Annotated in this window: 24 protein-coding genes; 8 read left to right on the top strand and 16 right to left on the bottom strand. The window is 38.5% G+C overall.

What is annotated here, in order from left to right:
* The first annotated feature begins 76 nt into the window (after positions 1 to 76).
* Entirely contained in the window at positions 77 to 1,234 is a 1,158-nt protein-coding gene (locus tag ABXZ36_RS02965; RefSeq protein WP_354613976.1) for a methionine aminotransferase, read from the top strand.
* Here ABXZ36_RS02965 and ABXZ36_RS02960 read toward each other — a convergent pair.
* The 8 genes from ABXZ36_RS02960 to trhO all read right to left on the bottom strand — a co-directional run bounded on the left by ABXZ36_RS02960 (position 1,231) and on the right by trhO (position 10,040).
* Complete coding sequence (locus ABXZ36_RS02960; RefSeq protein WP_354613975.1) at positions 1,231 to 2,400, bottom strand: serine hydrolase domain-containing protein; 1,170 nt, start codon at positions 2,398 to 2,400, stop codon at positions 1,231 to 1,233. The genes ABXZ36_RS02965 and ABXZ36_RS02960 overlap by 4 nt on opposite strands.
* A 24-nt stretch (positions 2,401 to 2,424) precedes the next feature.
* On the bottom strand, positions 2,425 to 2,943 hold the full coding sequence (locus tag ABXZ36_RS02955; RefSeq protein WP_354613974.1) for a GNAT family N-acetyltransferase: 519 nt from the start codon (positions 2,941 to 2,943) through the stop codon (positions 2,425 to 2,427).
* 377 nt (positions 2,944 to 3,320) lie between these two features.
* Positions 3,321 to 3,974 (bottom strand): CoA transferase subunit B, encoded by a 654-nt coding sequence (locus tag ABXZ36_RS02950; RefSeq protein ID WP_354613973.1) that lies wholly within the window; start codon positions 3,972 to 3,974, stop codon positions 3,321 to 3,323.
* 1 nt (position 3,975) lies between these two features.
* Complete coding sequence (locus ABXZ36_RS02945) at positions 3,976 to 4,677, bottom strand: CoA transferase subunit A (RefSeq protein ID WP_354613972.1); 702 nt, start codon at positions 4,675 to 4,677, stop codon at positions 3,976 to 3,978.
* Between the two features lie 110 nt (positions 4,678 to 4,787).
* Positions 4,788 to 7,118 carry a penicillin-binding protein 1A gene (locus ABXZ36_RS02940; RefSeq protein WP_354613971.1) on the bottom strand — a complete coding sequence of 777 codons (2,331 nt, stop codon included), beginning with the start codon at positions 7,116 to 7,118 and terminating at the stop codon, positions 4,788 to 4,790.
* Complete coding sequence (locus ABXZ36_RS02935; RefSeq protein WP_354613970.1) at positions 7,118 to 7,600, bottom strand: gliding motility lipoprotein GldH; 483 nt, start codon at positions 7,598 to 7,600, stop codon at positions 7,118 to 7,120. The genes ABXZ36_RS02940 and ABXZ36_RS02935 overlap by 1 nt, the downstream gene beginning before the upstream one ends.
* Entirely contained in the window at positions 7,593 to 8,777 is a 1,185-nt protein-coding gene (locus ABXZ36_RS02930; RefSeq protein ID WP_354613969.1) for a PSP1 domain-containing protein, read from the bottom strand. Before ABXZ36_RS02930 ends, ABXZ36_RS02935 begins: the two co-directional genes overlap by 8 nt.
* Before the next feature lie 231 nt (positions 8,778 to 9,008).
* Positions 9,009 to 10,040 carry an oxygen-dependent tRNA uridine(34) hydroxylase TrhO gene (gene trhO, locus ABXZ36_RS02925; protein ID WP_354613968.1) on the bottom strand — a complete coding sequence of 344 codons (1,032 nt, stop codon included), beginning with the start codon at positions 10,038 to 10,040 and terminating at the stop codon, positions 9,009 to 9,011.
* 309 nt (positions 10,041 to 10,349) lie between these two features.
* On the opposite strand from trhO, the gene recA reads away from it, so the two are divergent.
* The 4 genes from recA to ABXZ36_RS02905 all read left to right on the top strand — a co-directional run bounded on the left by recA (position 10,350) and on the right by ABXZ36_RS02905 (position 13,957).
* The gene (gene recA / locus ABXZ36_RS02920) at positions 10,350 to 11,357 is read left to right on the top strand and encodes a recombinase RecA (RefSeq protein ID WP_354613967.1); all 1,008 of its coding nucleotides are present in this window, start codon (positions 10,350 to 10,352) and stop codon (positions 11,355 to 11,357) included.
* Between the two features lie 88 nt (positions 11,358 to 11,445).
* Positions 11,446 to 11,868, top strand: a complete 423-nt coding sequence (locus ABXZ36_RS02915; protein ID WP_354613966.1) for a hypothetical protein — start codon at positions 11,446 to 11,448, stop codon at positions 11,866 to 11,868.
* 37 nt (positions 11,869 to 11,905) lie between these two features.
* Positions 11,906 to 12,439 (top strand): RNA polymerase sigma factor, encoded by a 534-nt coding sequence (locus ABXZ36_RS02910; protein ID WP_354613965.1) that lies wholly within the window; start codon positions 11,906 to 11,908, stop codon positions 12,437 to 12,439.
* An 18-nt stretch (positions 12,440 to 12,457) separates the two neighbouring features.
* Positions 12,458 to 13,957, top strand: a complete 1,500-nt coding sequence (locus ABXZ36_RS02905; RefSeq protein ID WP_354613964.1) for an outer membrane beta-barrel protein — start codon at positions 12,458 to 12,460, stop codon at positions 13,955 to 13,957.
* A gap of 75 nt (positions 13,958 to 14,032) precedes the next feature.
* Here ABXZ36_RS02905 and ABXZ36_RS02900 read toward each other — a convergent pair whose 3' ends face one another.
* Positions 14,033 to 14,791, bottom strand: a complete 759-nt coding sequence (locus tag ABXZ36_RS02900) for a lysophospholipid acyltransferase family protein (RefSeq protein ID WP_354613963.1) — start codon at positions 14,789 to 14,791, stop codon at positions 14,033 to 14,035.
* A gap of 72 nt (positions 14,792 to 14,863) precedes the next feature.
* Between ABXZ36_RS02900 and trpS the strand changes: the two genes are divergently transcribed.
* Positions 14,864 to 15,832: a tryptophan--tRNA ligase gene (gene trpS, locus ABXZ36_RS02895; protein ID WP_354613962.1), complete on the top strand. Its 969-nt coding sequence runs from the start codon at positions 14,864 to 14,866 to the stop codon at positions 15,830 to 15,832.
* Positions 15,833 to 15,960: 128 nt separating this feature from the next.
* Here the strand turns inward: trpS and ABXZ36_RS02890 are convergent, their stop codons facing one another.
* Positions 15,961 to 16,320, bottom strand: coding sequence for a DNA-processing protein DprA (locus ABXZ36_RS02890; RefSeq protein WP_354613961.1), 360 nt, complete (start codon positions 16,318 to 16,320; stop codon positions 15,961 to 15,963).
* Between the two features lie 137 nt (positions 16,321 to 16,457).
* Here ABXZ36_RS02890 and ABXZ36_RS02885 point away from each other — a divergent pair, with 137 nt between their 5' ends.
* Positions 16,458 to 17,420, top strand: coding sequence for an HU domain-containing protein (locus tag ABXZ36_RS02885; protein WP_354613960.1), 963 nt, complete (start codon positions 16,458 to 16,460; stop codon positions 17,418 to 17,420).
* A 56-nt stretch (positions 17,421 to 17,476) separates the two neighbouring features.
* A complete protein-coding gene (locus ABXZ36_RS02880; protein WP_354613959.1) occupies positions 17,477 to 17,992 on the top strand; it encodes an acyl-CoA thioesterase in 516 nt (171 codons plus the stop codon).
* 58 nt (positions 17,993 to 18,050) lie between these two features.
* On the opposite strand, the gene ABXZ36_RS02875 is transcribed toward ABXZ36_RS02880, so the two are convergent.
* From ABXZ36_RS02875 to ABXZ36_RS02850, 6 genes are all read right to left on the bottom strand, one after another.
* On the bottom strand, positions 18,051 to 19,280 hold the full coding sequence (locus ABXZ36_RS02875) for a murein hydrolase activator EnvC family protein (protein WP_435601990.1): 1,230 nt from the start codon (positions 19,278 to 19,280) through the stop codon (positions 18,051 to 18,053).
* A gap of 1 nt (position 19,281) precedes the next feature.
* On the bottom strand, positions 19,282 to 20,061 hold the full coding sequence (gene lolB1 / locus ABXZ36_RS02870) for a lipoprotein insertase outer membrane protein LolB1 (protein WP_354613957.1): 780 nt from the start codon (positions 20,059 to 20,061) through the stop codon (positions 19,282 to 19,284).
* Between the two features lie 11 nt (positions 20,062 to 20,072).
* A complete protein-coding gene (locus ABXZ36_RS02865; protein ID WP_354613956.1) occupies positions 20,073 to 20,993 on the bottom strand; it encodes a tetratricopeptide repeat protein in 921 nt (306 codons plus the stop codon).
* Positions 20,994 to 21,018: 25 nt separating this feature from the next.
* Positions 21,019 to 22,035: a sugar phosphate nucleotidyltransferase gene (locus ABXZ36_RS02860; RefSeq protein ID WP_354613955.1), complete on the bottom strand. Its 1,017-nt coding sequence runs from the start codon at positions 22,033 to 22,035 to the stop codon at positions 21,019 to 21,021.
* Between the two features lie 96 nt (positions 22,036 to 22,131).
* On the bottom strand, positions 22,132 to 22,566 hold the full coding sequence (gene dut / locus ABXZ36_RS02855) for a dUTP diphosphatase (protein ID WP_354613954.1): 435 nt from the start codon (positions 22,564 to 22,566) through the stop codon (positions 22,132 to 22,134).
* Positions 22,563 to 24,026 carry a lipopolysaccharide biosynthesis protein gene (locus tag ABXZ36_RS02850; protein WP_354613953.1) on the bottom strand — a complete coding sequence of 488 codons (1,464 nt, stop codon included), beginning with the start codon at positions 24,024 to 24,026 and terminating at the stop codon, positions 22,563 to 22,565. Before ABXZ36_RS02850 ends, dut begins: the two co-directional genes overlap by 4 nt.
* Positions 24,027 to 24,064: the final 38 nt, after the last annotated feature.

Raw genomic sequence — 24,064 nt, 5'->3', positions numbered from 1 at the left:
AAGAATACCCATTCTCTTATTCTTACGTCCAAAAGATGTCACCAAATTATCCTACATTTATGACACAATACGATCTATGCAATCCTTCAAACAAGCAAATACCAGTAAATTACCAAAGGTGGGAACTACTATTTTCACCACCATGTCCCGTTTAGCAACTGAGCAAAATGCTTTAAACCTTTCCCAAGGGTTCCCTGATTTTGCTCCAGATCCCCTACTCATCAAATTGGCTGTCGAGGCTATGAAGGGAGATTTCAACCAATACGCTCCTATGCAAGGGATACTTTCATTAAGGGAAGTAATTTCTGAAAAGATCGAAAGTCTACATGGCACCTACTATCATCCTGAAACTGAGATAACAGTAACCGCTGGCGCTACCCAAGCAATTTATACGGCCATTTCTACCTTTATTCGCCCTAATGACGAAGTCATTGTGATAAAACCTGCATATGACTGTTACGAACCGGCTATTGAAGTGAATGGAGGTGTACCTGTGTTCGTGCAGCTTAAAGGCAAAGAGTATAAAATGGATTGGGAAGGCTTCAGAGAACAAATAAATTCTAGGACTAAGATGATCATCATCAACACTCCTCACAATCCCACTGGAAAAATTTTCTCAAGAGAGGACATGTTGACTTTACAAGAAATTTTGAAGGACACTGCTATTATACTATTGAGTGACGAAGTTTATGAACATATTATATTTGATGGTCAAATACATCAATCTGCAAGTTCCTTTGCCGATTTGGCTTCTAGAAGCTTTATTTGTGCCTCCTTTGGGAAAACCTTTCATATTACTGGTTGGAAGATGGGATATTGTGTTGCCCCAGTAGCATTGATGAAAGAATTTCAAAAAGTACACCAATTTAATGTCTTTTGTGCCAACCATCCCTTACAGCAGGCATTGACCACGTATTTGAAGACTCCAGAGCATTATTTAGAGCTCAATGATTTTTACCAATCCAAAAGGGATCTTTTCAATAAAGGCTTAGAAGGATCTAAATTTACCTCTACTCCTGCACAGGGCACGTATTTTCAATTACTTGATTATAGCAAAATAACGCATGAACCAGATACTGTCTATGCAAAACGACTAGCAATAGACCATAAAATAGCCAGTATTCCGGTTTCTGGATTTAACTTAGACCAAATGGACCACCAACAGCTGCGCTTCTGCTTTGCAAAAACGGATGATACACTAAAGCGTGCTATTGATATCCTTTTAAAAGTTTAATTAAAGGCCTGATTAACTTTCTGCATAAATTCTTCAATCTTTGAGGGCTCCAACCATCGGGTCACCACTACAACATCATTCTTTTTATCTATCACAATAAAATTCCCTCCAAATCCGGCGGCATAAAAGATTTTATCTGATAATTGCTTCCAGTTCCTATCCCCTTTGGTATTCAACCACCACATAAATCCATAATTTGGATTGGGAACAGAGGGTGTAACAGCTTCTTTGATCCACGTTTTACTGATTAATTGTTCGCTATTCCATTTACCATCGTTTAGAATCAACAACCCAAACCTTGCCATATCTTCGGTATTTATAAATAGACCTGCTCCAGAATGACCGCCCCCAGTGACTGATTTCATCTGGATTCCATCAATTTCGGTCCACGCATGATCATAGCCAAACCACCTCCAAGTGGTACTAGCATCAATCTTATCCATTATTTCTGTTTTAAGAACCATAGGCAGAGGTCTACGCCATACGTGGGTTAAGGCATAAGCAAGGACATTCACACGTACATCGTTATATTCCATAACCGTCCCTGGTTCTTGTAACGTTCTATATTTCCAATTATCCAAACCTCCTTCTTTTGGGGGCCTGTCGGCCCAATCCTTTCCTCCCCAAAGTTCTCCGGACCAGTCGGAATTCTGCTGTAACAAATGCCTCCAACTAATTTTTTTATTGTGCTCTCCGTCAAATGTTCCATCCCAAACATAATCGCCTACCTTATCGTCCACATTGGCGATCAGACCTTTGTCTATGGCTACGCCTGCCATGGTGGACAGAAAACTTTTGGTTACACTAAAAGTCATATCTACCCTTTTAGTGTCTCCCCAAGTTTTAATGATATATCCATTTTTAAGAATCATCCCTGCAGGCCCTCCTCGCTTTTTTGTAGGACCCAAAACATCATGAAATGGTTCACTTTTAAATCCATCGAGAATAGCTATACGCAAATCTCTAGAACCAGTATATTCGTTCGCCATAGCAAAATTTATTGCCCCATCTAAGGCCTCGTTTGTTATTTGGAAGTCCTTGGCACTCCTCTGCAGCCATGCCACATTCTTTGTGGGATAATAATATGGCGCCTGAGCCTTAGCTGAGACAATTGCCAACCCACAAATAACAAACAGCATCAAACCTTTTCTCTTTACCTTTTTCATTTAAGAATATTTAGCAAATACTTATTATATAATGTTAATGCGCATCAACCAATCGGTTTGCTTGTCCGTGCCTATATAATAGGGGTGTGTCCCAAATTTCTGGAATCCATAAGTTTCATAAAAGGCTATTGCCTTTATATTATGCTCCCAAACCCCTAACCAAACAAAAGTTTTTTCTTTTTCCCTTGCCAGAGCCTTGACCTCCTCCAGCATCCATCTTCCTATCTGTTTACCTTGAAACTCTTTTAATACATAAATTCTTTCTAACTCTAAGGAGTAATCATCCTTAATATCAGTCTGTACCTGTAGTTGATTAAGCTTAAAATAACCCACAACATCTTTATTAAGGTATACAAAATAAAAATCAGAATCTGCGTCTAAAACCTCGTCAGCAATACGATCTGGATTAAATGCAAAATCGAGATAATTTTCAAAGTCTTCTGGATTGTTATCCTTTTCAAAGGCGTCAACAAAAGTATTTCTTGAAAGGCTAACAAGAAAAGCCAACTGATCTATTTCACATTTCTGAAGCCGTAATTCCATTTCCTAATATAAGTTATCTAAAGTCGTTTGAAGATAAAGAAAAAAGGCATAAAAAAAGAGCAATGTCATGGACATTGCTCTTTGATTCTTTTTTAAAAGAAATTTACAACATAAATAGCTTTTTTACCAAGGCCAATACACCTCTATAAAAACCACTACGGTCAATGTAAATTACTTCTTCTTCAGGCAAATGGTTAATTTGTACGTCCATAACATGAATTTAGGCAAAAATTAAATTTGGGGTTTAATTTTTAAGTTCGCCCTAAATATATTTTTTTTTATGGAAATATCAAAATTATTGTTGTGAACTTACTCCAAAATGTGGCAAAAAAATTAAAATATTAGGTGTGTCCGATGAACTACCTATGACAATTATTTTAAAGCATCATTTCAGGAACTTCTCCTTCTATGATCAAGGTGCCTTCAGTCGCTTTTTTAACATCTTCAACGCTGATCCCCGGTGCAGTTTCCAATAATTTAAATCCCTTAGGTGTCACTTCCAAGACGGCCAAATTGGTTACTATTTTCTTAACACAGCCCACACCAGTTAAAGGGAGAGTACATTTTTTTAACAATTTAGATTCCCCTGCCTTGTTGGTATGCATCATCGCTACGATAATGTTTTCAGCTGAAGCCACCAAATCCATCGCACCTCCCATGCCTTTTACCATTTTGCCTGGGATTTTCCAATTCGCAATATCCCCATTCTCCGAAACCTCCATTGCCCCGAGAATGGTAAGGTCTACATGTTGTCCCCTGATCATTCCAAAACTTGTTGCAGAATCAAAAAACGAAGCTCCAGGTAAGGTGGTAATAGTCTGTTTTCCCGCATTGATAATATCTGCATCTTCCTCTCCATCTAACGGAAAGGGACCCATACCCAAAACACCATTCTCACTTTGAAATTCTACATGTATATCGTTGCGAACAAAATTGGCTACCAAAGTGGGTATCCCGATACCCAAGTTAACATAATACCCGTCCTTAACTTCCTTCGCAATTCGCTTAGCTATTCCGTTTTTATCTAGCATACTATGATCTTTGTCTTACGGTTCGTTGTTCAATTCTTTTCTCATAGGCCTTCCCTTGAAATATTCTATTCACAAAGATCCCTGGTACATGTATCTCGTTTGGATCTAAAGCACCCGCAGGCAAAAGCTCCTCTACCTCAGCGACTGTTATTTTTGCAGCTCCACACATGCAAGGATTGAAGTTTCTAGCTGTTCCTTTAAAAATAAGATTTCCAGCCTCATCCCCTTTCCATGCCTTAACGAAGGCAAAATCGGCCTTAAAAGCTTCTTCCAATACATACATTTTACCGTTGAATTCACGGATCTCCTTTCCTTCTGCAACCTCCGTGCCGTACCCTGCAGGCGTATAAAACGCAGGAAAACCAGATTGTGCTGCCCTACATTTTTCTGCTAAGGTCCCTTGGGGTGTTAGTTCCACTTCGAGCTCCCCGCTCAACATTTGGCGCTCAAACTCATCGTTCTCCCCTACATAAGAGGAAATCATTTTTTTTACTTGATGTTTGTGTAATAGTAAGCCAAGACCAAAATCGTCTACGCCCGCATTATTGGAAATACAAGTGAGATCCTTTATTCCTATCTGCACAAGTGTATTTATTGCATTTTCTGGAATCCCGCAGAGTCCAAAACCACCTAACATTAAGGTCATTCCATCCTTTACACCCTTTAAGGCCTCTTCTACAGATTCAACTGTTTTAGATATCATATACTGAAGTTTAGTGAAAGTAATTTACAAAAAACATACTTAAACTAGGCGTATTTAAGTTTAAGGTTTGGCAGAAGAAATATAGATTGAAATATTACAGCTTACTTGTACTAGAAATCCAAATCATCCAAATCATCTCCAGGTTTTTTCTTGTCCATTGCAGCGTTCGAAGATTTGTTACAATCTATATTTATGCTCATCTCCTCAGGTATTTCGAATGCCCCTTCGGAAATTCCTAAATCTTTGTTGGCATAATTCTTTTTCATATAAAGTCCCCAAATGGGCAGTGCCATAGAGGCTCCCTGACCATAAGCAATACCTTTAAAATGTATGGCTCTCTCTTCTCCACCAACCCAAACTCCGGTCACCAGATTAGGGACCATTCCCATAAACCATCCATCACTTTGGTTTTGTGTGGTTCCCGTTTTTCCGGCTATTGGGTTTTTAAATTCATAGGGATAACCCGTTACAACTTCTTTATAAACCGATTGATCTTTAGCCCCAGTGGTCCTTAACCGTGTTCCTGATCCTCCCTGTGTAACCCCTTCCAATAAATTGACCATAGCATACGCTACATCCTTACTGAGAACATCCCTTGTTTCTGGCACATACTCATAAAGCACTGTCCCGTTCTTATCTTCTATCCTGCTAATCATTACAGGTTTAACATACACTCCTTGGTTAGCAAAAGTGCCATAAGCCCCAACCATTTCATATACATTTATGTCAGGTGTTCCTAAGGCTATAGAAGGCACTTCTGGAATATTAGAGGTGATTCCTAAATTTTTCGCAATGGTTACTACAGATTTAGGACCAATACGGTCCATCAGTTGGGCAGTAATAGTATTTACGGAATTGGCCAAGGCGTACTTTAGGGTCATATTTTCCCCTGAATATTTACCGTCTGAATTGGAAGGACACCATGCTTCCATGTTGCCGTGTTTGTGGGCTTCAATACAATATTGAATATCGGAGAGAACATCACATGGTGATAATCGCAATTGATCTATGGCCGCGGCATATACAATAGGCTTAAAAGTGGAGCCTACCTGACGTGCGCCTTGAATTACGTTATCGTATTGGAAATGTTTGTAATTTAAACCTCCAACCCAAGCTTTTACATGCCCTGTTTGCGGTTCCATGGACATCATTGCGGTCCTTAAAAAGGATTTGTAATACCTTATAGAATCAAGAGGAGTAAGTATGGTATCTTTTTCCTTTGTGGGACTATTCCAATTAAATACTGTCATTTCTGTCGGCATCTTAAAGGAGTTTCTAATCTCTTTTTCAGATTTCCCTTCATTCTTCATAATTCTCCATCTTTCAGAAGATTTTATCGCTCGTTCTAAAATACCGTTTACTTCTTCTGGGGTAATGTCCAAAAAAGGAGCCGTTCTATTTCTATCAGGGGTATTCTGGTGAAAGAATTCTGCCTGTAATCTTTTCATGTGTTCCTGTACTGCCTCTTCTGCATTTTCCTGCATGCGAGAATCAATAGTGGTATACACTTTTAATCCGTCCAAATAAATATTATATCGCTCCCCATCAGGTTTTGGATTATCCTTTACCCATTTATTTAAAAAGCCCTGAGCGTACATTCTAAAATAGGTGGCCAGCCCCTCACGATGTGATTCTGGATTAAAATTAATATCCATTTTTGTAGCCTGTAAAGAATCCCTCACAGCCTGGGAGATAAAATCGTATTTTGCCATTTGCTCCAAGACGGTATTCCTTCGGTTGAACACTAACTCTTCCCGTCTAATTGGGTTGTACAAAGAGGAATTTTTAAGCATGCCTACCAATACGGCAGATTCTTCAATCTTAAGGTCTCTTGGCTCCTTGCCAAAATAGATTTTAGAGGCAGATCGTATCCCATCAGCTGCGTATCCAAAATCATAGATGTTCATGTACATGGCTATGATTTCATCCTTGGTATACTGGCGTTCCAATCGAATGGCAATGACCCACTCTTTTATTTTTTGGGTAATGGTTTCAAAAATGTTATTGGAGCGCACCCCAACAAACAATTGTCTTGCTAACTGTTGTGTAATGGTACTGGCACCGCCTTTGGTTCCCAGATAGGCGACTGCCCTTAAAGTTCCCCTGGCATCTATCCCCGAATGCTCGTAGTATCTGGCATCTTCTGTTGCCACTAGGGCATCCACTAAATTCTGCGGCAATTCTGAATAAACTACAGGGGTCCTGTTGTCATCCAAATACAATTTGCCCAATGTTTTCCCATCGGAGGAAATGATTTCGGTTGCCAAATTGGTCTGTGGGTTTTCCAAGCGGTCAAAGGAAGGAAGTTCCCCAAAGACATCCCAAGAGGCCAATAAAAAAATAAGTGCCACTGCCCCAATACCGGAGGCAAACAGGATCCAAAACCATTTAATATACTTGGAAAAATTAGTGTTCTTTTTTTTCTTTGGAGCCGCTGCCATTACTTACTTTTTTCTATTTGAAAACCGACGTCTGTTATTCCCTTGAGATCCATAACCCCGTCTACAGTGCCATTTTTTCTCATGGCATGGGAAATTTCTATAGTATACACGCCCTTCATTGGAAAAACGACGTTCTCTTTATACCATAATTTATTTTCTTTAAGACTCCCACTACCAGTACCAAGCCATTCTCCGTTAGGCCTAGACATCTCATATTCAAGAGTGTCTTTAATGGTCTCACCAGTAGGAAAATTTAGTTCCGCAATCAAAAACAGATTACTGTAGGAATAGGTTTCATCATTTCTGATAGTAATAAAGATATTATTTTTAGAGATGGTGTCTTGTTCAGTAAACGTAAAGGATATGGTATTGTCCTTGTTCCAAAAGCCATCATTAGTAGCTTTAAATTCCGATCGGACAGTGTTCGTTTCACAGGAAACCAACACCATGAATACAAGAATCGAAAAGATATTCTTAGGCATTATCAGCGGGTCGTTTTTTGTTATTTCTACGCTTGTCGTTTTGGTTTTGGCCTTTATTCCTTTTTCGTTTTTGCTTTGGTTTATCGAAACGCGTTAGGCTATCTTGTCCCACGACATTTTCAAAAACTTTTTCTTTTTCAAGGGTCACCACATCATTGTCCACCGCATATTCCTCCAAGCTTACAATTTTCTCGTTATTCTTATTTTTTGCAAGTATCTCATTGACTTGATCCTTGGTCAAGGCGTGCCAATTGGCAGGCTCGTCCCTGTAGGAAAACCAGAGCATGCTTTTAAAAATATCTACTTTTTGACAAAAAGCGACCCCTTTTTCGGTGGCAATCCTTGATTCTTGGGATGGAAAATCCTTTAAGGCGTCTAAGTATACATCCAACTCATAATTTAAGCAACATTTAAGCTTTCCACATTGGCCAGCTAATTTTTGTGGATTAAGGGACAATTGTTGGTAACGTGCAGCTGCCGTACTTACTGATCTAAAATCTGTCAGCCAGGTAGAACAGCATAATTCACGACCGCAAGAGCCGATCCCACCAAGGCGTTGTGCCTCTTGTCTGTACCCTATTTGCCTCATTTCTATACGGATGGAAAAGGCCTTGGCCATATCCTTAATCAACTGCCTGAAATCTACCCTTTCTTCGGCGGTATAGTAAAACGTAGCTTTGGAACCATCGCCCTGAAATTCCACGTCTGAGATTTTCATTTGCAAATTGACTGCAATGGCAATTTCTCGGGCCCGTTTTTTGATTTCTTCTTCCCGGTCCCTACATTTCTGCCAGATATCGATGTCTTTTTGGGAGGCTTTACGATAAATTTTAGGAAGTTCCATATCGTTATGATCTTCCTTTTTCTTTTTCATCTGCACCTTTACCAATTCTCCGGTAAGGGTGACCATGCCAATATCATGTCCTGTTTTGGACTGTGTGGCAACTATATCACCTATTGAAAGCGTAATATTATCAGAATTTCTAAAGAATTCTTTCCTGCTATTTTTAAAGCGCACTTCCACACAATCAAACGGTTTTTGTCCGTTCGGAAGCGACATATTAGAAAGCCAATCAAAAACTGTCAGTTTGTTACAACCATCGGTGCCACAAGTACCATTGTTCTTGCATCCACGCGGCTGTCCGTCTTTACCAGTTGAACAACTGCTACAACCCATATTTTATATATTGATTTAGCAAATAGCCATGGCTATTACTAAAAAAGGTTCATAAATAATTACTTGAACGTAAAGATAGTATAATTTGTGGCAGAACCGAAATAATCCCTACAATTGAACACTACCTTCAGCCTTAGCAGTCTACAGCGTAATTTACCCTTTATACTACTAAGAATGCCCTTTATCTTATACAACAGAATTCTAAAAAATGACACCTCGAACTTGAGAACCCTATTTTTTAAACTTAAGGACCTCAGACCTTCCTTTTTTGAAGATTTTATTGCTGACCTCTTTTCCTTTTCTAAGTTTCTTTTGCTCCTCGAAAGGTAAGGCGTGGATTTCTTTACAATCGTCAGAACAGCAACTATCCATTGTCTTGGCGCATGCTTCACATTGTATAAACAACAAGTGACAAGCTTCATTGGCACAATTGACATGAGTATCACAGGGATTGCCGCATTGATGGCAATTTGCAATCACATCATCCGATATACGCTCTCCCCTACGATGATCAAAAACAAAGTTTTTTCCCAAAAATTTGTTTTCCAATTTTTTGTTTTCCACTTGCCTGGTGTATTCAATAATTCCCCCTTCAAGTTGATACACTTGCTTAAATCCTTTGTGCTTATAATAAGCGCTTGCCTTTTCACAGCGAATACCTCCAGTACAATACATAACCAATTTTTTATCTTCCTTATGATCGGCCAAATCCCTTTCAATAATATCCAAAGAATCCCTAAAGGTATCTACGTCCGGGGTAATGGCATTTTTAAAATGCCCAATCTCACTCTCATAATGGTTTCGCATATCTACCAAAACGGTATCAGGATCTTCCATCAACGTATTAAACATCTGTGCATCTACATGAATCCCCTTGTTGGTCACATCAAAAGTACCATCATTCAACCCGTCCGCTACAATTTGATTACGCACCTTTACCTTTAATTTCAAAAATGATTTGTTGTTGTGTTCTATAGCAATATTGAGGCGAACATTCTCTAAAAATGTAATGGTATCAAGGTGGGCGTTAAAGGCGTCGAATTTTTCAGCAGGCACGGACAATTGGGCATTGATACCTTCTTTGGCAACATAAATCCTTCCCAACACTTCTAAAGAGTCCCAGTTGATAAACAAATGATTTCTAAAAATCTCAGGATTCCCGATGTGCGCATATTTGTAGAAAGAAATAGTAAGACGGTCTTTACCGGCCTCTTCTATAAGAATTTCCCTTTCCTTTGCGCTTAATGTATTGTACAGTTGCATGCTATACCAATATTTTAAGTTAAAGATTAGTCCCGACCTTCTCGAGAAAGTGCAAAAATAGTCATTCTTGCTTTTAGAAAATATAAAAAGGGCCCCGGATAGATCCTGGGCCCTTTTATAGTCAACCACTGACGGTGTTTCTTTTTCAATAGACTCTTAGCTAGAGGTCGACTTATATAATCCAAATATAAAATATGGACCATTAAATTGAGTTAGTTGTTATAAGGATGCAGCTTTTCCAAAAAGGTTGCTTCTCCATTGTAATATGAAAAAAGAAATGGTAATTTAGCAGACCTAATAAAAAGATACATGAGCACTGAAAAAGACGCAAAATTAAAAGCACTAAAACTTACACTAGACAAGTTAGACAAGACCTACGGAAAAGGGACTGTTATGAAGATGGGAGATAGTGTTGCCCAAGATGTGGAGGTCATTCCTTCTGGATCTTTAGGTTTAGATATTGCTTTGGGTGTAGGTGGCTACCCAAGAGGTAGGGTCATTGAAATTTATGGTCCTGAATCCTCTGGTAAGACCACGTTGACCCTTCATGCCATGGCAGAAGCTCAAAAATTAGGTGGTATAGCAGCTTTTATTGATGCAGAACACGCATTTGACCGTTTTTATGCACAAAAATTAGGGGTCGATATAGACAACCTGATTATATCCCAACCCGATCATGGAGAGCAAGCCCTAGAAATTGCAGACAACCTAATTCGATCAGGAGCCATTGATATTGTGGTTATAGACTCCGTTGCTGCTCTTACCCCAAAGAGTGAAATTGAGGGGGAAATGGGCGACTCAAAAATGGGTCTTCACGCAAGGTTGATGTCTCAAGCCCTTCGTAAACTTACGGGATCCATAAGCAAGACAAAATGTACGGTTATCTTTATTAACCAGTTAAGGGAAAAGATTGGGGTTATGTTCGGTAATCCTGAAACCACTACAGGTGGTAATGCCCTTAAGTTTTATGCATCGGTTAGGTTGGACATTAGAAGATCTACCCAAATAAAAGATACTGACGGTAATGTTCAGGGAAACAAGACTAGGGTAAAAGTGGTTAAAAATAAAGTTGCACCTCCTTTTAGAACTACAGAATTTGATATTATGTATGGTGAAGGAATTTCCAAAGTAGGAGAAATAGTAGATTTAGGTGTAGAGTATGAGATAATAAAGAAGAGCGGCTCTTGGTTCAGTTATGGCGACACCAAACTTGGACAGGGAAGAGATGCTCTCAAAAACCTCCTGCACGATAATCCAGAGTTGCTGGAAGAACTGGAAGGTAAAATCACAGAAGCCATCAAAGCAGTTAAAAAATAATACAGAATCCCGATTAAATCGGGATTTTGTCGTTTTATACGCAACCTTTATGTTGGCATCCCATCTTTTGTTAAAACACTAAAATATTATGAAACGGGCTCTGTGCTTATTTTTAATCGTTTTAACCACCATCACTTTCAGTTCTTGTGATGAAGATGATGCTTCTGACTTCTTTTATGTTTCCCTAGCTGTTGCGAGTGTAGAACTCCCGCCGTCTTTTAAAGTTAATGAGACCTATCAAATTAATGTAACTTATCAGCGTCCTAATGAATGTACCTATTTTGAGGGCTTTGATGTAGCTAAATTGGATACGACTGCTAGAGATGTTGTAGTAGTGGGATCTACATTTCCCAATGATGGCAGTTGTGCAGAAATTTCGGAAGAATTTAATGTATCATTTAATTTTTTGGTACTTTACACAGATACATACGTCTTTAGATTTTGGACGGGTGAAAATGAAAATGGTGAATCGGAATATTTGGAAATAGAAGTTCCAGTAACCACAGAATAAAAACAGAATGTAGAACACAAACAATCCAACACGCACTTTGAGTTTAAAAGAGCTCGTACATAATTGCAAAAAAGGCAATAGAAATGCGCAGGAGCAACTGTATAAACAGTATGCTGGCAAACTGTTTGGGGTTTGTTTAAAATATTCGCGAAATAAAACTGAAGCTGAGGATAACCTTCACGACAGTTTTATGACTATTTTCAAGAAAATTGACCAATATCAATTTAAAGGCTCATTTGATGGTTGGTTAAAAAGGGTCACCGTGAACACCGTGCTACAGAAATATAGGAAAGAAGAATACCTATATGTACTAATTGATAATGTTGAAGAAGAAACTCCAGTTGAAACTGGATATATAGAGGTAGAACTCCCTGTTTTGTTAAAATACATCCAGGATTTGCCCAATAAATATAGGTTAACCTTTAACCTCTATGTTTTGGACGGTTACAGCCACAAAGAAATTGCAGAATTATTAGGGACCTCTGTTGGGACCTCCAAGTCTAATTTGGCTAGGGCACGCATACTCTTGAAGGAAAAAATAGAAAAAGAAATAATAAATATTGCTTTATAAGCGATGGTATAGATAGCAATGAAAAAGAATTTAGACAACTTGTTTCAAGAGAAACTCACAGATTTACATGAACTGCCAAACGATAAGGTTTGGAAGTCTATTGAGACTTCTCTGGATACTCATAGTAAATCGAGACGCATAGTGCCACTTTGGTGGACTATTGGAGGCGTGGCCGCCTTAGTAGCAATTCTTTTTTACATAGTTCAACCTAATGCTACAGACCTAAACATCAATACAATTATAACAGATACAGAGCAAAGGAATCTAGAAGCACTAGAAGTTGTTGATGAAAATGAAGATAGGAATTTAGAAATCCAGAAGGGAACCCTAACAAATACTGAAATCTCTGAAAAAAGTCAAAATAAGCCTAAGGATGGTTTGACGGGAACCAAAAACGAAGAAAATGCTTGGACATCAACATCAACTGAAAATCAATCCACGCCAAAAACAAATAATCGTGTATCCAATAATGTAATAAGCACTACCCAAAACAATAAAAAAGAAAAAGCTATTGCCCCTATAAACCTAAGTGACCCTTCCAAAATGACTGGTCAGACAGCAAAGGGAAACATAGTTGCAGCAATCAATGAAAGCCTTAAAAAAAACACCCCTGCAGCAACTATTTTGGACACAGACAACAATAAAAATATCTTATCCCCTCATTCTTTAAATTCTGAAGCTTTAGAAATTGCAGGTCAAGAACCTAAAAATAACGGAACTCTATCGGATAAAAAGTCGGTCTACGATGAAATAAATACAGAAGAAAAGGATAAGGCAATTGTAGCCGCTAATTCAAATAAATGGTCCGTGGAACCAAGCGTTGCTCCCGTATATTTCAATGGCTTCGGTTCTGGCTCCTCTATTCACCCAGAATTTACTTCCAACTCAAAATCGGGTAATGTAAACCTCAGTTATGGAGTCTTTGTTTCCTATGAGGTGAGCAAAAAATTAAGTGTTCGTTCTGGGGTTCACAAAGTAGATTATGGCTATAACACTAATGACGTTGCATTTACCTCCTCCTTTGCGGCGGCTAACAACAGTAGTTTAACCAATATTAGTTATTCGGCCAACGCCAGCAATATAATTGTAGTAAGCACTAGCAACACCAAGCCTGCTTCTAACATACAGGGGGAAATTTCTGGAAAGACACCCTCAAGAAATGGAAGCATGATACAACAGTTTGGATATTTAGAAATTCCGTTAGAATTAAATTACGCACTTTTGGACAAGGATTTTGGAATTAGCCTTGTAGGAGGCTTTAGTTCCTTGTTCTTAACCAATAACGCAGTAATTCTGGAAGCTGACGGCTTAAATACGCAGATAGGCGAGGCCAACAATATTAATGATATCAACTTTAGTTCCAATATTGGTTTTGGTCTAAATTATAAGTTTACGCCTAAAATAAAATTGAATATTGAACCGGTATTTAAATATCACCTGAATACCTTTTCCAATACTGCTGGAGATTTTAACCCCTTCTCCATTGGCATCTATAGTGGCTTTAACTTTAAGTTTTAAAGTTGTCCTTTAACTACATTCCTACAGGAGTATAAATAAAAAACGACGAGTAATTTTATTTGTACCGATCGTTTTTTATTTGGATTGCTTGGGGACCAAATCCTTTTCAAGATCTCTTAAGATAACCGCCCTCACATCATCGCGTAGACTTCTTTTGTCGACCTCACCCAAATGCGCTGTATTTATAAACCTATGCACCTTACCTCTGGTTCTTCCTGGCCCTCCACTATAAAAGGTAAATGAAAATCGATTTTTATTATCGTAAAATGTAATGGGAACCACTGGAATCTTATGAGCAATAGCCATTTTAAAAGCCCCATCCTTGAAAGAATCTAATAGGATATGTTCTTCCGGTACCCCACCTTCGGGAAAAATACAGATGCTGAGCCCTTGATTCAATCTCTTTTGTGCCCTTCTATATACATTAGTCCTACTTCTTGTATCCTCTCTATCTACCATAATGCAGACCCTTTTATAAAAGAAACCGAACAACGGGATATTTACCAACTCTTTTTTACCAACAAATACAAAGGGTGTACTACTCACCCTCAACATCATCATAATATCGAGCATACTCGTGTGGTTGGCCACCAACATAAAGCTCTTTCCACGCTCCAATTTTTCATCATAACAAATTCTTGGGACACATCCCATCCCGTACAAAATGGTATTGGCCCAAATATTACGCGCCATCCAAAAGAATTGGGGATACCATTTTTCCGAAATCGAAAAAAACACCAAAAAAGGCAGAAACAATAAGATAGGTAGGGCCACCAAAATATAGAACCAAATACGGTAAAGAATATGCCCGAGTTTTTTCAAAATTGAAAACATAAAATCAAAAGTAACAATTTGAATTGTGTTTTAGTATTTATTTTACCTTTGCGATTCTTTGAAACACAGCAAATGTCTAGAATTTTAACGGGTATACAAAGTACAGGAACCCCGCACCTGGGAAATATATTAGGAGCTATAAAGCCAGCCATAAAAATGGCACAAGACCCAAAAAACGATTCATTTTTATTTATTGCAGACATGCATTCTTTGACACAAATAAAAGATGGAAAAACCTTGAGGCACAACACCTACGCCACTGCAGCGACTTGGTTGGCCTTTGGTTTGGATATCAACAAAACTGTTTTTTATAGGCAGAGCGATATTCCACAAGTGACAGAATTGAGTTGGTATCTGAGCTGTTTTTTTCCATACCAAAGGTTAACCCTAGCCCATTCCTTTAAAGATAAGGCAGATCGTTTGGAAGATGTAAATGCAGGACTTTTTTCCTATCCAATGTTAATGGCTGCGGATATTTTACTGTATGATGCAGAAATTGTGCCTGTGGGTAAAGATCAATTACAACACATAGAGATGACTAGAGATGTGGCATCTCGTTTTCATGCCCAATTAGGAGAAACCTTTGTAATGCCCGAAGCCAAAGTGCAAGAAGAAACCATGTATGTTCCTGGAACGGACGGTGCCAAGATGAGTAAAAGCAAAGGCAATCTGATTGATCTATTTCAAACTGATAAAAAATTACGCAAACAGATTATGGGTATCCAAACGGATAGTACACCAATGGAAGATCCTAAAGATCCAGACACGGATAACGTTTTTGCCCTTTACAAAATATTGGCTTCTGCCGATAAAGTGGCCGAAATGAGAGCCAATTATTTAAATGGCAATTACGGTTACGGGAATGCCAAGCAAGCTTTGTATGAAGTTATAATAGACACGTTTGGAGAGGCCCGTGAAAAGTTCGATTACTATATGAACCACTTGGAAGAAGTGGATGAAGCTTTGTCATTGGGCGCTGAAAAAGCAAAAAAAGTAGCAGACAGCGTCTTAGCAAAAGTGAGAAATAAATTAGGCTATTAAGAATAGGACTACTACCAGCCTCCTCGTTTCTTATTAATAGTTTGCCTAGGAGGTATATGATTTGATTATGTCGACAAAGTATAATTTTTAGCCAAGCCTAGTTTATCAATAAGGTTCTGAGAGACCAATTAGTCTGTGAAACAAAAAGCAGTCCCATAACTTGTTATGTTCCTTGTTCCGACAACACTAATCACCTTTCTTCCCTGAAGGTCAATGGCACCCCTTTTAAAGAGTAAGATGGGACTATCTATGCAATGTTTAAGGTACGATGGGTAATCCAAATCGTTAAAATAAGTATACGCTATGTTTTGTCTTTGAATGAACTCCAATTCTGCAATAGCCGCTTCATGATAAACTTTATCCTGTAAGTTCCGAAGGGCATGACTGCCAATACCATCTATTTTTAACAAATGGCGAGCTTTGTTTCTAAAAACCTCTTCGGCACTTCCACAATGTGAAATTAATTTTTTTGCAGTAACATCGCCCATATTCGGAATGCTCTGAAGCCTCAAAACCGCAATCAATTCATCACTAGTGATTTGTGCTTAGTTCTAATTTCACTGAAAATACTGAAAATAAAATGTTAATAAAAAGTTAGGTGATAGGTTTTGAAAAGGCTAAATTTATGACAATATTTGTCGCCATGGGAACTGAACAATACATAGCAGAGCTACTATATCGCTACAATTGCGTAATTATGCCCGGATTTGGTGGATTTCTTACTCAGATGAAATCTGCCGTGATCCATAGTAACTCCCATTCCTTTTCCCCTCCTTCAAAAGTGCTGTCCTTTAATGGCCAACTCTCTTCCAATGATGGATTATTGGTGTCCTATATGGCAGAATCTGAGAAAGTTTCCTATGAAGAAATGCTACAACGCATTGAAAAAGAATCTAGTGCTTGGAAACAGACCTTAAAAGATGGCAAGCGCCTGACTTTGCCCAATGTTGGTGAAGTTTGGGAAAATAAAGACCAAAAAATACAATTTCAACCTTCCAACCAGGTAAATTATTTGACTACCTCATTTGGTCTTTCCTCTTTTGTTACTGCCCCTGTGGTTAGGGAAGTCCTTAAAGAAGAGGTGTTGGAAATAGAAGATAAAATTCCTTTTATGATTACTCCTGAAGTCAGGGAGCAATCTAATGGATTAAGACCCTATTTAAAATATGCAGCTGTAATACTATTGGCTTTTGCCACTGGTCTTACTGGTTTGCGTTTTTACAACAATACTATAAACGACCTGCAATTGGTTCAGGAAGAAGCCCAAGAACAAGTTGCGAGAAACATACAGGAAGCAACATTCTTCAATACAGCTCCTTTGGAACTGCCAGCTTTAAAATTGGAAATAACTAAAAAGAACCAGGTTCACTACCATATTGTTGCCGGTGGATTCAGAGCGCAGGAAAATGCCGATAAAAAGGTGGCTCAGTTAACAGAAAAAGGATTTGAAGCCTCCAATTTAGGAATCAACAAACATGGCCTACACCTTGTAGCCTATGGCAGTTTTACCAATGTGGAGGAGGCTCTACAATACTTAAGACAAATAAAACGAACGGAATCCAGCGATGCTTGGTTGTTCCAAGAATAATTCCACTTCTTCTTTTTGCACCGCATTATAGGTGTATCTTTGCAAAAAATTTAAGTATGCAGGCTAAGACTCCTAGTGATTCAAGGACTATTATGACCGATTTGGTGCTTCCAAGCGAAACCAACCCATTGAATAATTTATTTGGAGGTGAACTTCTTGCCCGTATGGATAGGGCGGCAAGTATTGCCGCGCGCCGACATAGCCGAAGAATTGTGGTAACCGCCTCCGTCAATCACGTTGCCTTTAATAGGGCTGTACCACTCGGTAGTGTGGTAACTGTAGAGGCAGCCGTTTCTAGAGCCTTCTCCACATCAATGGAGGTTTTTATAGATGTTTGGATGGAAGATCGCTTCAGCGGAGAACGTACTAAAGCTAACGAGGCTATATATACCTTCGTTGCCGTTGATGATACTGGTAAACCCACAGCGGTACCCAAACTTGAAGCGGAGACAGAGCTAGAAAAGCAGCGTTTTGCTGCAGCTTTGAGAAGAAAGCAGCTAAGCCTGGTACTAGCCGGTAAAATGAAGCCAAAAGAGGCTACAGAGCTTCGTGCGCTTTTTATGGAGGAGTAAGTTACTTCTGTATTTTCAATCCTGAGTGCTTTAAGGCAGTCATTAAATTAACTATCACTTAAAGGCGATAGATCCATTCTTCAGGATTTAATCTATTGGCATCTTGATAAAGGTAGAACTTAAGCTGGGTTTGTCCATTAGACCGATTCGTATAAATTTCACCCAACTCCTCTTTTCTAGATACCCTATCCCCTTTCTTTACAAACAGTTTAGATAAGTTGTAATAGGTACTGATGTAATTACCATGTTTCACCTGCACACCCATATTTCCTCCTGGCACCGCCATAATACCAATAACTTCCCCTTCAAAAATAGAACGTGCCTTGGACCCTTCGTCCGTAGCTATGATAACTCCATTGTTTTGGTGCTTTATGCCTGGATAGACCGCGTCGTTATATACACCAAAACCACGACTAACGATCCCCCTTTCAACCGGCCAATCCAATTTGCCCTTATTGGCAGAAAAATTATTTGCAACAATGATGGCCTCTGGCGTCAATACAAACTTGATACTGTTACTACTCCCACCAGCCTTTTTATTGCTGGCAGCAATAGCACTACGGATAAGTTCATCTATCTGCTGATCAATTTTTTTTGTTTCCTGACTTTTCTTAAGAATGGCTGCAGAATACTTATTTTCGTTCTTGCGAATCGTGGCCAAAAGACCTTGTTGGTCTGCCCTTTCCGCTTGTAATTCATTTTTGGCTACCAAATTTTCAGCCACCAATTTCTCCTTTACCTTGCGTTGCTCTGTGAGATCTCTGTTTAATTGGGTCAATTCATCTGCCTTTACAGCAATTTGTACTCCCTGCTCTTTTCTATATTGGGTATACTGTTTTAAGTATTGTAACCTTTTAAAAGCTTGAAAGAAATTTTCTGAAGACAATAAAAACATCAACCTACTCTGTTGTGACTTATTTTGATATGACTTTTGGATCATGGTTGCATAATCCTCTTTGAGGGATTCTAAATCATCCCTAAGCTTAGAAATATTCCTGATATTTGTATTGACCTGTCTATTGAGCAGGTTAGACTGTTGATTGGTCACATTGATCAACTGTTGGAGCACATTTATTTTTTGTTCCAGAGCCTCCATCTGTTCCAAAACAGTGCCCTTTTGCTTTTTCTCTGCAAACAACAATCTATTAATACTTTTAATTTCTTTTTGAAGTTGTTCTCGCTTTGCCTCTAGCGCTTTTTGCTCATTAGTTTGCGCAAGTGCTCCTGTCCCTATGAAAAGAACTATACACAATTTTAGAGATATACGAATCAAGGGCTTACTATTCATACTACTTCAATACTATCTCTTTAAAACCATTTGGTATTTTATATGGAAAATTAACTGATCTGTTAAACTCAATATTGCGATATTCTATTGATATCGTATTGCTCTTATCCCCGTCAATAGCAAGTATTCCTATTTCGTTGGGCAGCACCTTCTTATCCACACTTTGATAGTTTCTATATTGTATTTGTAAGATTCTCTTCTTTAAGGGTTGTGCTATCTGTTGGGTCGCCATTTTAAAATTCTTCGGCTCTATTTCAAACAAGGTCTTTAAAAGATCTAAAGATTTCTTAGGCTTCAACTGGTAGTTATTCTGGCTTATAGACGTATCATACTTTCCATCCTTTAGATCAAAAAGCGCTTCTCCCAGTAACATATTTTGAACTTTTTCAAAATTGAGCTCCACTCCCAATAAATTGCTTAAGTACAAAAAATCTCCATCAAAATACTCATTGTCTAGCTTGTTATAGAAACTGACTCTTTCTGGGGTAATATAAGCCTTTACGACACCTAAAGGTGCACTGATCCATATGGCCTTATCCTTTTCCATACGCAAACTAACACTAACTCCTTGGGACGATTCCCCATCGGAATAATCAATCTTCATTTTTCCACTCAAGGTTCTAAAATTGATCTGATTGTTATAGTGATTCTTTATAATCGTCTTTGCAGATAAATTGGCATCTAACGTGCCATCGGTTAAAACCTTATTGGATTTACAAGAAAATACCAACAACGCAAAAAGGCTATAAACCATCAATTTTGGTATTTTTAAAAAACTCATTTTCATTATATTTAGGAACCTATTTTTATTTTGCTAAGATACATATTTGCCTTTGAAGAATTTCCCAATGCTTTAAAGGTGGATGTCAATTCTTTATAAAATTTATTAGCAAGTTCTTGGTCATCCAACAAATAGTCTAATCCTTCTTCCATTATGGAAACCGCTGCTTTAAGCTTACCTAACTTACTCATTGCCAAACCTTTGGTATAATAGAAATAGGGCTGTAGCGGAAATAATTCCAGCGCTTCTTTAGAGCTCTCATCCAACTGCTTAAAATCTGCATTTTCAATAAGTTTCGCTATCCTATTGGTATACATCTCCATTGGGTTTACTTCCTTTTCAACGGATTGTTCATTTTCTTCCTCGGCTTCCATGGAGCTCGCACCCCCTTTGGCATCGGCTATTTTCATCCTCAATATGGTGATGGCATTCGTTTTTTTTAATCCTTCTAAAACAAAGAGGGCATTATCAAAGTTCTGGCGATCATAATAGATTTGGGCTAAGTGCTCCCTTAAAACCTCGTTGCTATAGGGTATCAATGCCCTAACAGCATCAAACGTACTACCTTGCCTATCTAGGATCTCTATAAGGGTGTGTACGTACCAGAAATTTTCAGGGTTCTTGTTTATCGCCTCCAGAACATAGATCTGTGCGTTGATAAAATCCTTATTAAGAGCGTAGCTTTTGGCAAGCTCATGATTTATGACCGGATTAGTCTCATCCATCGCCTTACATTCTAGAAATAGATTGATGGCACGATCATAATTTTCAATTCCCTTTTGTTTTAAGGCTTCAAAAAACTTCTCTTGAAATTCATCTAAATTCGTTTCCAAAGTCAATTCTGCACTTTCCTCAGGTTCTTGAGCCATGACTTGCCCCGCGATCACAAAAACCGCTGTTAAAAGAAAAAGAAAATGCAGTTGTTTTTTCATAACCTACTTCCTTTCTGAGAATTTACTATTCCATGACGGAATAATCCCCAATACTAATGGTCTCAAAATTACCATTGAAAACAACATGGTTACCGACCATAGCATTATCTAAATTAGCATTACTAATCTTATTGCTATTTTGTATAAGACTATTCTTTATGGTAGAGTTTTCAACCACGGTATGATCCCCAATGGACACATAAGGGCCAACTGTAGTGTTTTTCAAAACTACGTGTTGCCCTATAAAGCACGGCCCAATTATTTGAGCATTTTGCAAGGTAACCGTATCTGATACCAATTTTTCACCGTCTTTTTCCAAAAACCCCAGCATACGCCTATTAGTCTCTACGGTAACATTTTTATTGCCACAATCCATCCATTCCTCTACCTTACCAGGAGCAAATTTCATGCCCTTTTCCATCATTCGCTTAATCCCATCGTTGATCTGGTACTCACCACCATTTACTATATTATTGTCTAACACGTATTGAAGCTCATTTTTTAAAACGGCAACATCCTTAAAGTAATAAATCCCTATAACAGCCAAATCAGATACGAACGATGCGGGCTTCTCCACTAACTCCACAATATTTCCACTTTCGTTCAATTTTACTACCCCATAGGCTTCAGGATGGTCTACTTGTTTTACCCAAATAACACTATCTACAGATTTATCCAGATCAAAATCCGCCCTTATTAAGGTATCCGCATAAGCAATAACAGCGGGTCCGCTCAAGGAATCCTTAGCCGCCATGATGGCATGACCTGTTCCCAGAGGCTGGTCTTGACGGTAAATAGAAGCTTTGGCTCCTAAGCTTTGAGCTAACTCTTTTAAACTCTGTACTACATCCTCTCCAAAAAAAGCAGGATCCCCTAAGATAAAGGCAACCTCCTCTATATCTTCCCCAAGGACTTTAGCGATGTCACTCACCAATCTGTGTACGATGGGCTTACCAGCCACTGGTATTAATGGTTTGGGTACGGTTAATGTATGTGGTCTTAAACGGGATCCTCTGCCCGCCATAGGTACAATAATCTTCATGATATTACTTTATTTATAGTTCTTTCCAAACAAGGAAATATATTATTGTGTGGTTTGTGTTTGATGGCTTGGATAGCACTCAAATTAAGGTGGTCCTTATTTTACACCAGTACTACCAAAGCCTCCCTCTCCCCTTTCCGTTTCAGTCAACTCCTGCACTAGCTTCCAATCAGCACGTTCATGTTTAGCTATGACCAATTGGGCGATTCGCTCTCCGTTCTCAACAATGAAAGGCATATTGGACAAATTCACCAAAATTACGCCTATTTCTCCTCTATAGTCCGCATCCACGGTCCCAGGCGCATTTAACACCGTTACCCCTTTCTTGGCAGCCAAACCACTTCTAGGTCTTACTTGTGCCTCATAGCCCACAGGTAACTCTATAAATAGGCCAGTAGGCACAATAGCTCTGTCCATTGGCTGTAGCGTGATTGCCTCTGTTATACTCGCGCGCAAATCCATGCCGGCCGATGCCAACGTCTCATAATGTGGTAATGGGTGATTGGACGTATTGATTATCTTGATATTCATTTTTTAAGAAATATTTTTTTTAACTGTTCTTTTTCCATTTTCATGACCATCCCAAAGAACAACAACAAAAGTACAATTCCTATGAGGAGATTTCTATCAAATAGATAAAAAGACATAATGGAAAAAGTAGTCGATATGGATAAATAGAATACAATTTTACGAAAATTATAAGGGATAGGATAGTACATATTACCAAAATAGAAAGACAACAACATCATGACGCTATATGCTAATAAGGTGGCCACTGCAGAAGCACTGTATCCAAAATAGGGAATAAAGACATAATTTACGACAATAGTGAGGATGGCCCCAATAATAGAAATATAGGCTCCAATTTTAGTACGATCAGTGACCTTATACCATACTGAAAGATTATGGTAGATCCCTAAGCAAAAGCTAGCCAATAAAATAATAGGGACTACGGACATGGCTTCCCAATAATCAGAATTAGGAACAATCACCCTTTTCAACAAATCTGCAAATACCACTACGGATAATAAAATCACACTTCCCAAGATCACGAAATAATTGGTGATCTGCGCATAGGCCTTTTGAGGGTTCTCACTTTTTGAATGACTAAAAAAGAAAGGTTCAATGCCCATTCTAAATGCGGTTGCAAAGAGGGTCATAAACAAGGTGATCTTATAACAAGCAGAATATTTACCAATTTCGCTCTCTGCGATATCTTCTGGAAGAAGCCATTCCAACATAATACGATCAAAAACTTCATTGATGGCAAAGGCTATACCGGCAATCAATACGGGTGATGCATATTTCATCATACTTGACCATAAGATGCGATCGAACACATACGGCCGCCTCAAATATAGCCTCAACATCAATAATAAGGTTACAGCGCTCGCCACGAGCATTGAAATAAAGATGTAGGAGATTTCAAAGTTAGGCTTGTAGAGGCCGCTTAAAATAGAATCAGGAGCCCTTTCGACGATAACAGGAAGTGCCAAGAGAAAAAAACAATTCAACCCAAGGTTGATGAACACATTGGTAATCTTTACCAAGGCATAACGCATAGGTTTCTCATTAGCTCTTAACCAGGAAAATGGGATAATCACCAAAGCATCTAGGACTAGGATAAATATAGCATACGTAATAAATTTGGGGTCTATATCGCTAAAGGATGAAATAGCTCCTTTAAATATAAAAGCAAGGAGCATAAATAGTAAGGAAGTACCACCAATAGACATTAAAGAGGTAGTAACCACCGTTTTTCTATTTTGAGCTGCATCGTGATAAAAACGAAAAAAAGCGGTTTCCATACCATAGGCAAGTAGCACATTAAAAATAGCAAACCAGGCAAAAATAATAGAAACCCTTCCATACTCAAACGTAGGAAGAACAGTAACATATAAGGGCGTTAAAAGAAACGAGAGCATTCTGGGCAATACCGTTGCCAAACCGTAAATAAAGGTCTGTTTAAAAAGTTTTTTTAACGGATTCAATTGTGCAAAAGTTAGGGATTAAAAGTAGGTATTAAAAC

The organism is Sediminicola arcticus, from assembly GCF_040566695.1.
In the GTDB taxonomy this organism is placed as follows: Bacteria; Bacteroidota; Bacteroidia; order Flavobacteriales; family Flavobacteriaceae; genus Sediminicola; species Sediminicola arcticus.
This window is presented reverse-complemented; position numbering and strand designations above follow the sequence as displayed.

Bases quoted from the DNA above. Each gene is read 5' to 3' on its own strand.
- ABXZ36_RS02965 (WP_354613976.1), top strand. From the start codon at position 77: ATGCAATCCTTCAAACAAGCAAATACCAGTAAATTACCAAAGGTGGGA.
- ABXZ36_RS02960 (WP_354613975.1), bottom strand. From the start codon at position 2,400: ATGAAAAAGGTAAAGAGAAAAGGTTTGATGCTGTTTGTTATTTGTGGG.
- ABXZ36_RS02955 (WP_354613974.1), bottom strand. From the start codon at position 2,943: ATGGAATTACGGCTTCAGAAATGTGAAATAGATCAGTTGGCTTTTCTT.
- ABXZ36_RS02950 (WP_354613973.1), bottom strand. From the start codon at position 3,974: ATGCTAGATAAAAACGGAATAGCTAAGCGAATTGCGAAGGAAGTTAAG.
- ABXZ36_RS02945 (WP_354613972.1), bottom strand. From the start codon at position 4,677: ATGATATCTAAAACAGTTGAATCTGTAGAAGAGGCCTTAAAGGGTGTA.
- ABXZ36_RS02940 (WP_354613971.1), bottom strand. From the start codon at position 7,118: ATGGCAGCGGCTCCAAAGAAAAAAAAGAACACTAATTTTTCCAAGTAT.
- ABXZ36_RS02935 (WP_354613970.1), bottom strand. From the start codon at position 7,600: ATGCCTAAGAATATCTTTTCGATTCTTGTATTCATGGTGTTGGTTTCC.
- ABXZ36_RS02930 (WP_354613969.1), bottom strand. From the start codon at position 8,777: ATGGGTTGTAGCAGTTGTTCAACTGGTAAAGACGGACAGCCGCGTGGA.
- trhO (WP_354613968.1), bottom strand. From the start codon at position 10,040: ATGCAACTGTACAATACATTAAGCGCAAAGGAAAGGGAAATTCTTATA.
- recA (WP_354613967.1), top strand. From the start codon at position 10,350: ATGAGCACTGAAAAAGACGCAAAATTAAAAGCACTAAAACTTACACTA.
- ABXZ36_RS02915 (WP_354613966.1), top strand. From the start codon at position 11,446: ATGAAACGGGCTCTGTGCTTATTTTTAATCGTTTTAACCACCATCACT.
- ABXZ36_RS02905 (WP_354613964.1), top strand. From the start codon at position 12,458: ATGAAAAAGAATTTAGACAACTTGTTTCAAGAGAAACTCACAGATTTA.
- ABXZ36_RS02900 (WP_354613963.1), bottom strand. From the start codon at position 14,791: ATGTTTTCAATTTTGAAAAAACTCGGGCATATTCTTTACCGTATTTGG.
- trpS (WP_354613962.1), top strand. From the start codon at position 14,864: ATGTCTAGAATTTTAACGGGTATACAAAGTACAGGAACCCCGCACCTG.
- ABXZ36_RS02890 (WP_354613961.1), bottom strand. From the start codon at position 16,320: ATGGGCGATGTTACTGCAAAAAAATTAATTTCACATTGTGGAAGTGCC.
- ABXZ36_RS02885 (WP_354613960.1), top strand. From the start codon at position 16,458: ATGACAATATTTGTCGCCATGGGAACTGAACAATACATAGCAGAGCTA.
- ABXZ36_RS02880 (WP_354613959.1), top strand. From the start codon at position 17,477: ATGCAGGCTAAGACTCCTAGTGATTCAAGGACTATTATGACCGATTTG.
- ABXZ36_RS02875 (WP_435601990.1), bottom strand. From the start codon at position 19,280: ATGAATAGTAAGCCCTTGATTCGTATATCTCTAAAATTGTGTATAGTT.
- lolB1 (WP_354613957.1), bottom strand. From the start codon at position 20,061: ATGAGTTTTTTAAAAATACCAAAATTGATGGTTTATAGCCTTTTTGCG.
- ABXZ36_RS02865 (WP_354613956.1), bottom strand. From the start codon at position 20,993: ATGAAAAAACAACTGCATTTTCTTTTTCTTTTAACAGCGGTTTTTGTG.
- ABXZ36_RS02860 (WP_354613955.1), bottom strand. From the start codon at position 22,035: ATGAAGATTATTGTACCTATGGCGGGCAGAGGATCCCGTTTAAGACCA.
- dut (WP_354613954.1), bottom strand. From the start codon at position 22,566: ATGAATATCAAGATAATCAATACGTCCAATCACCCATTACCACATTAT.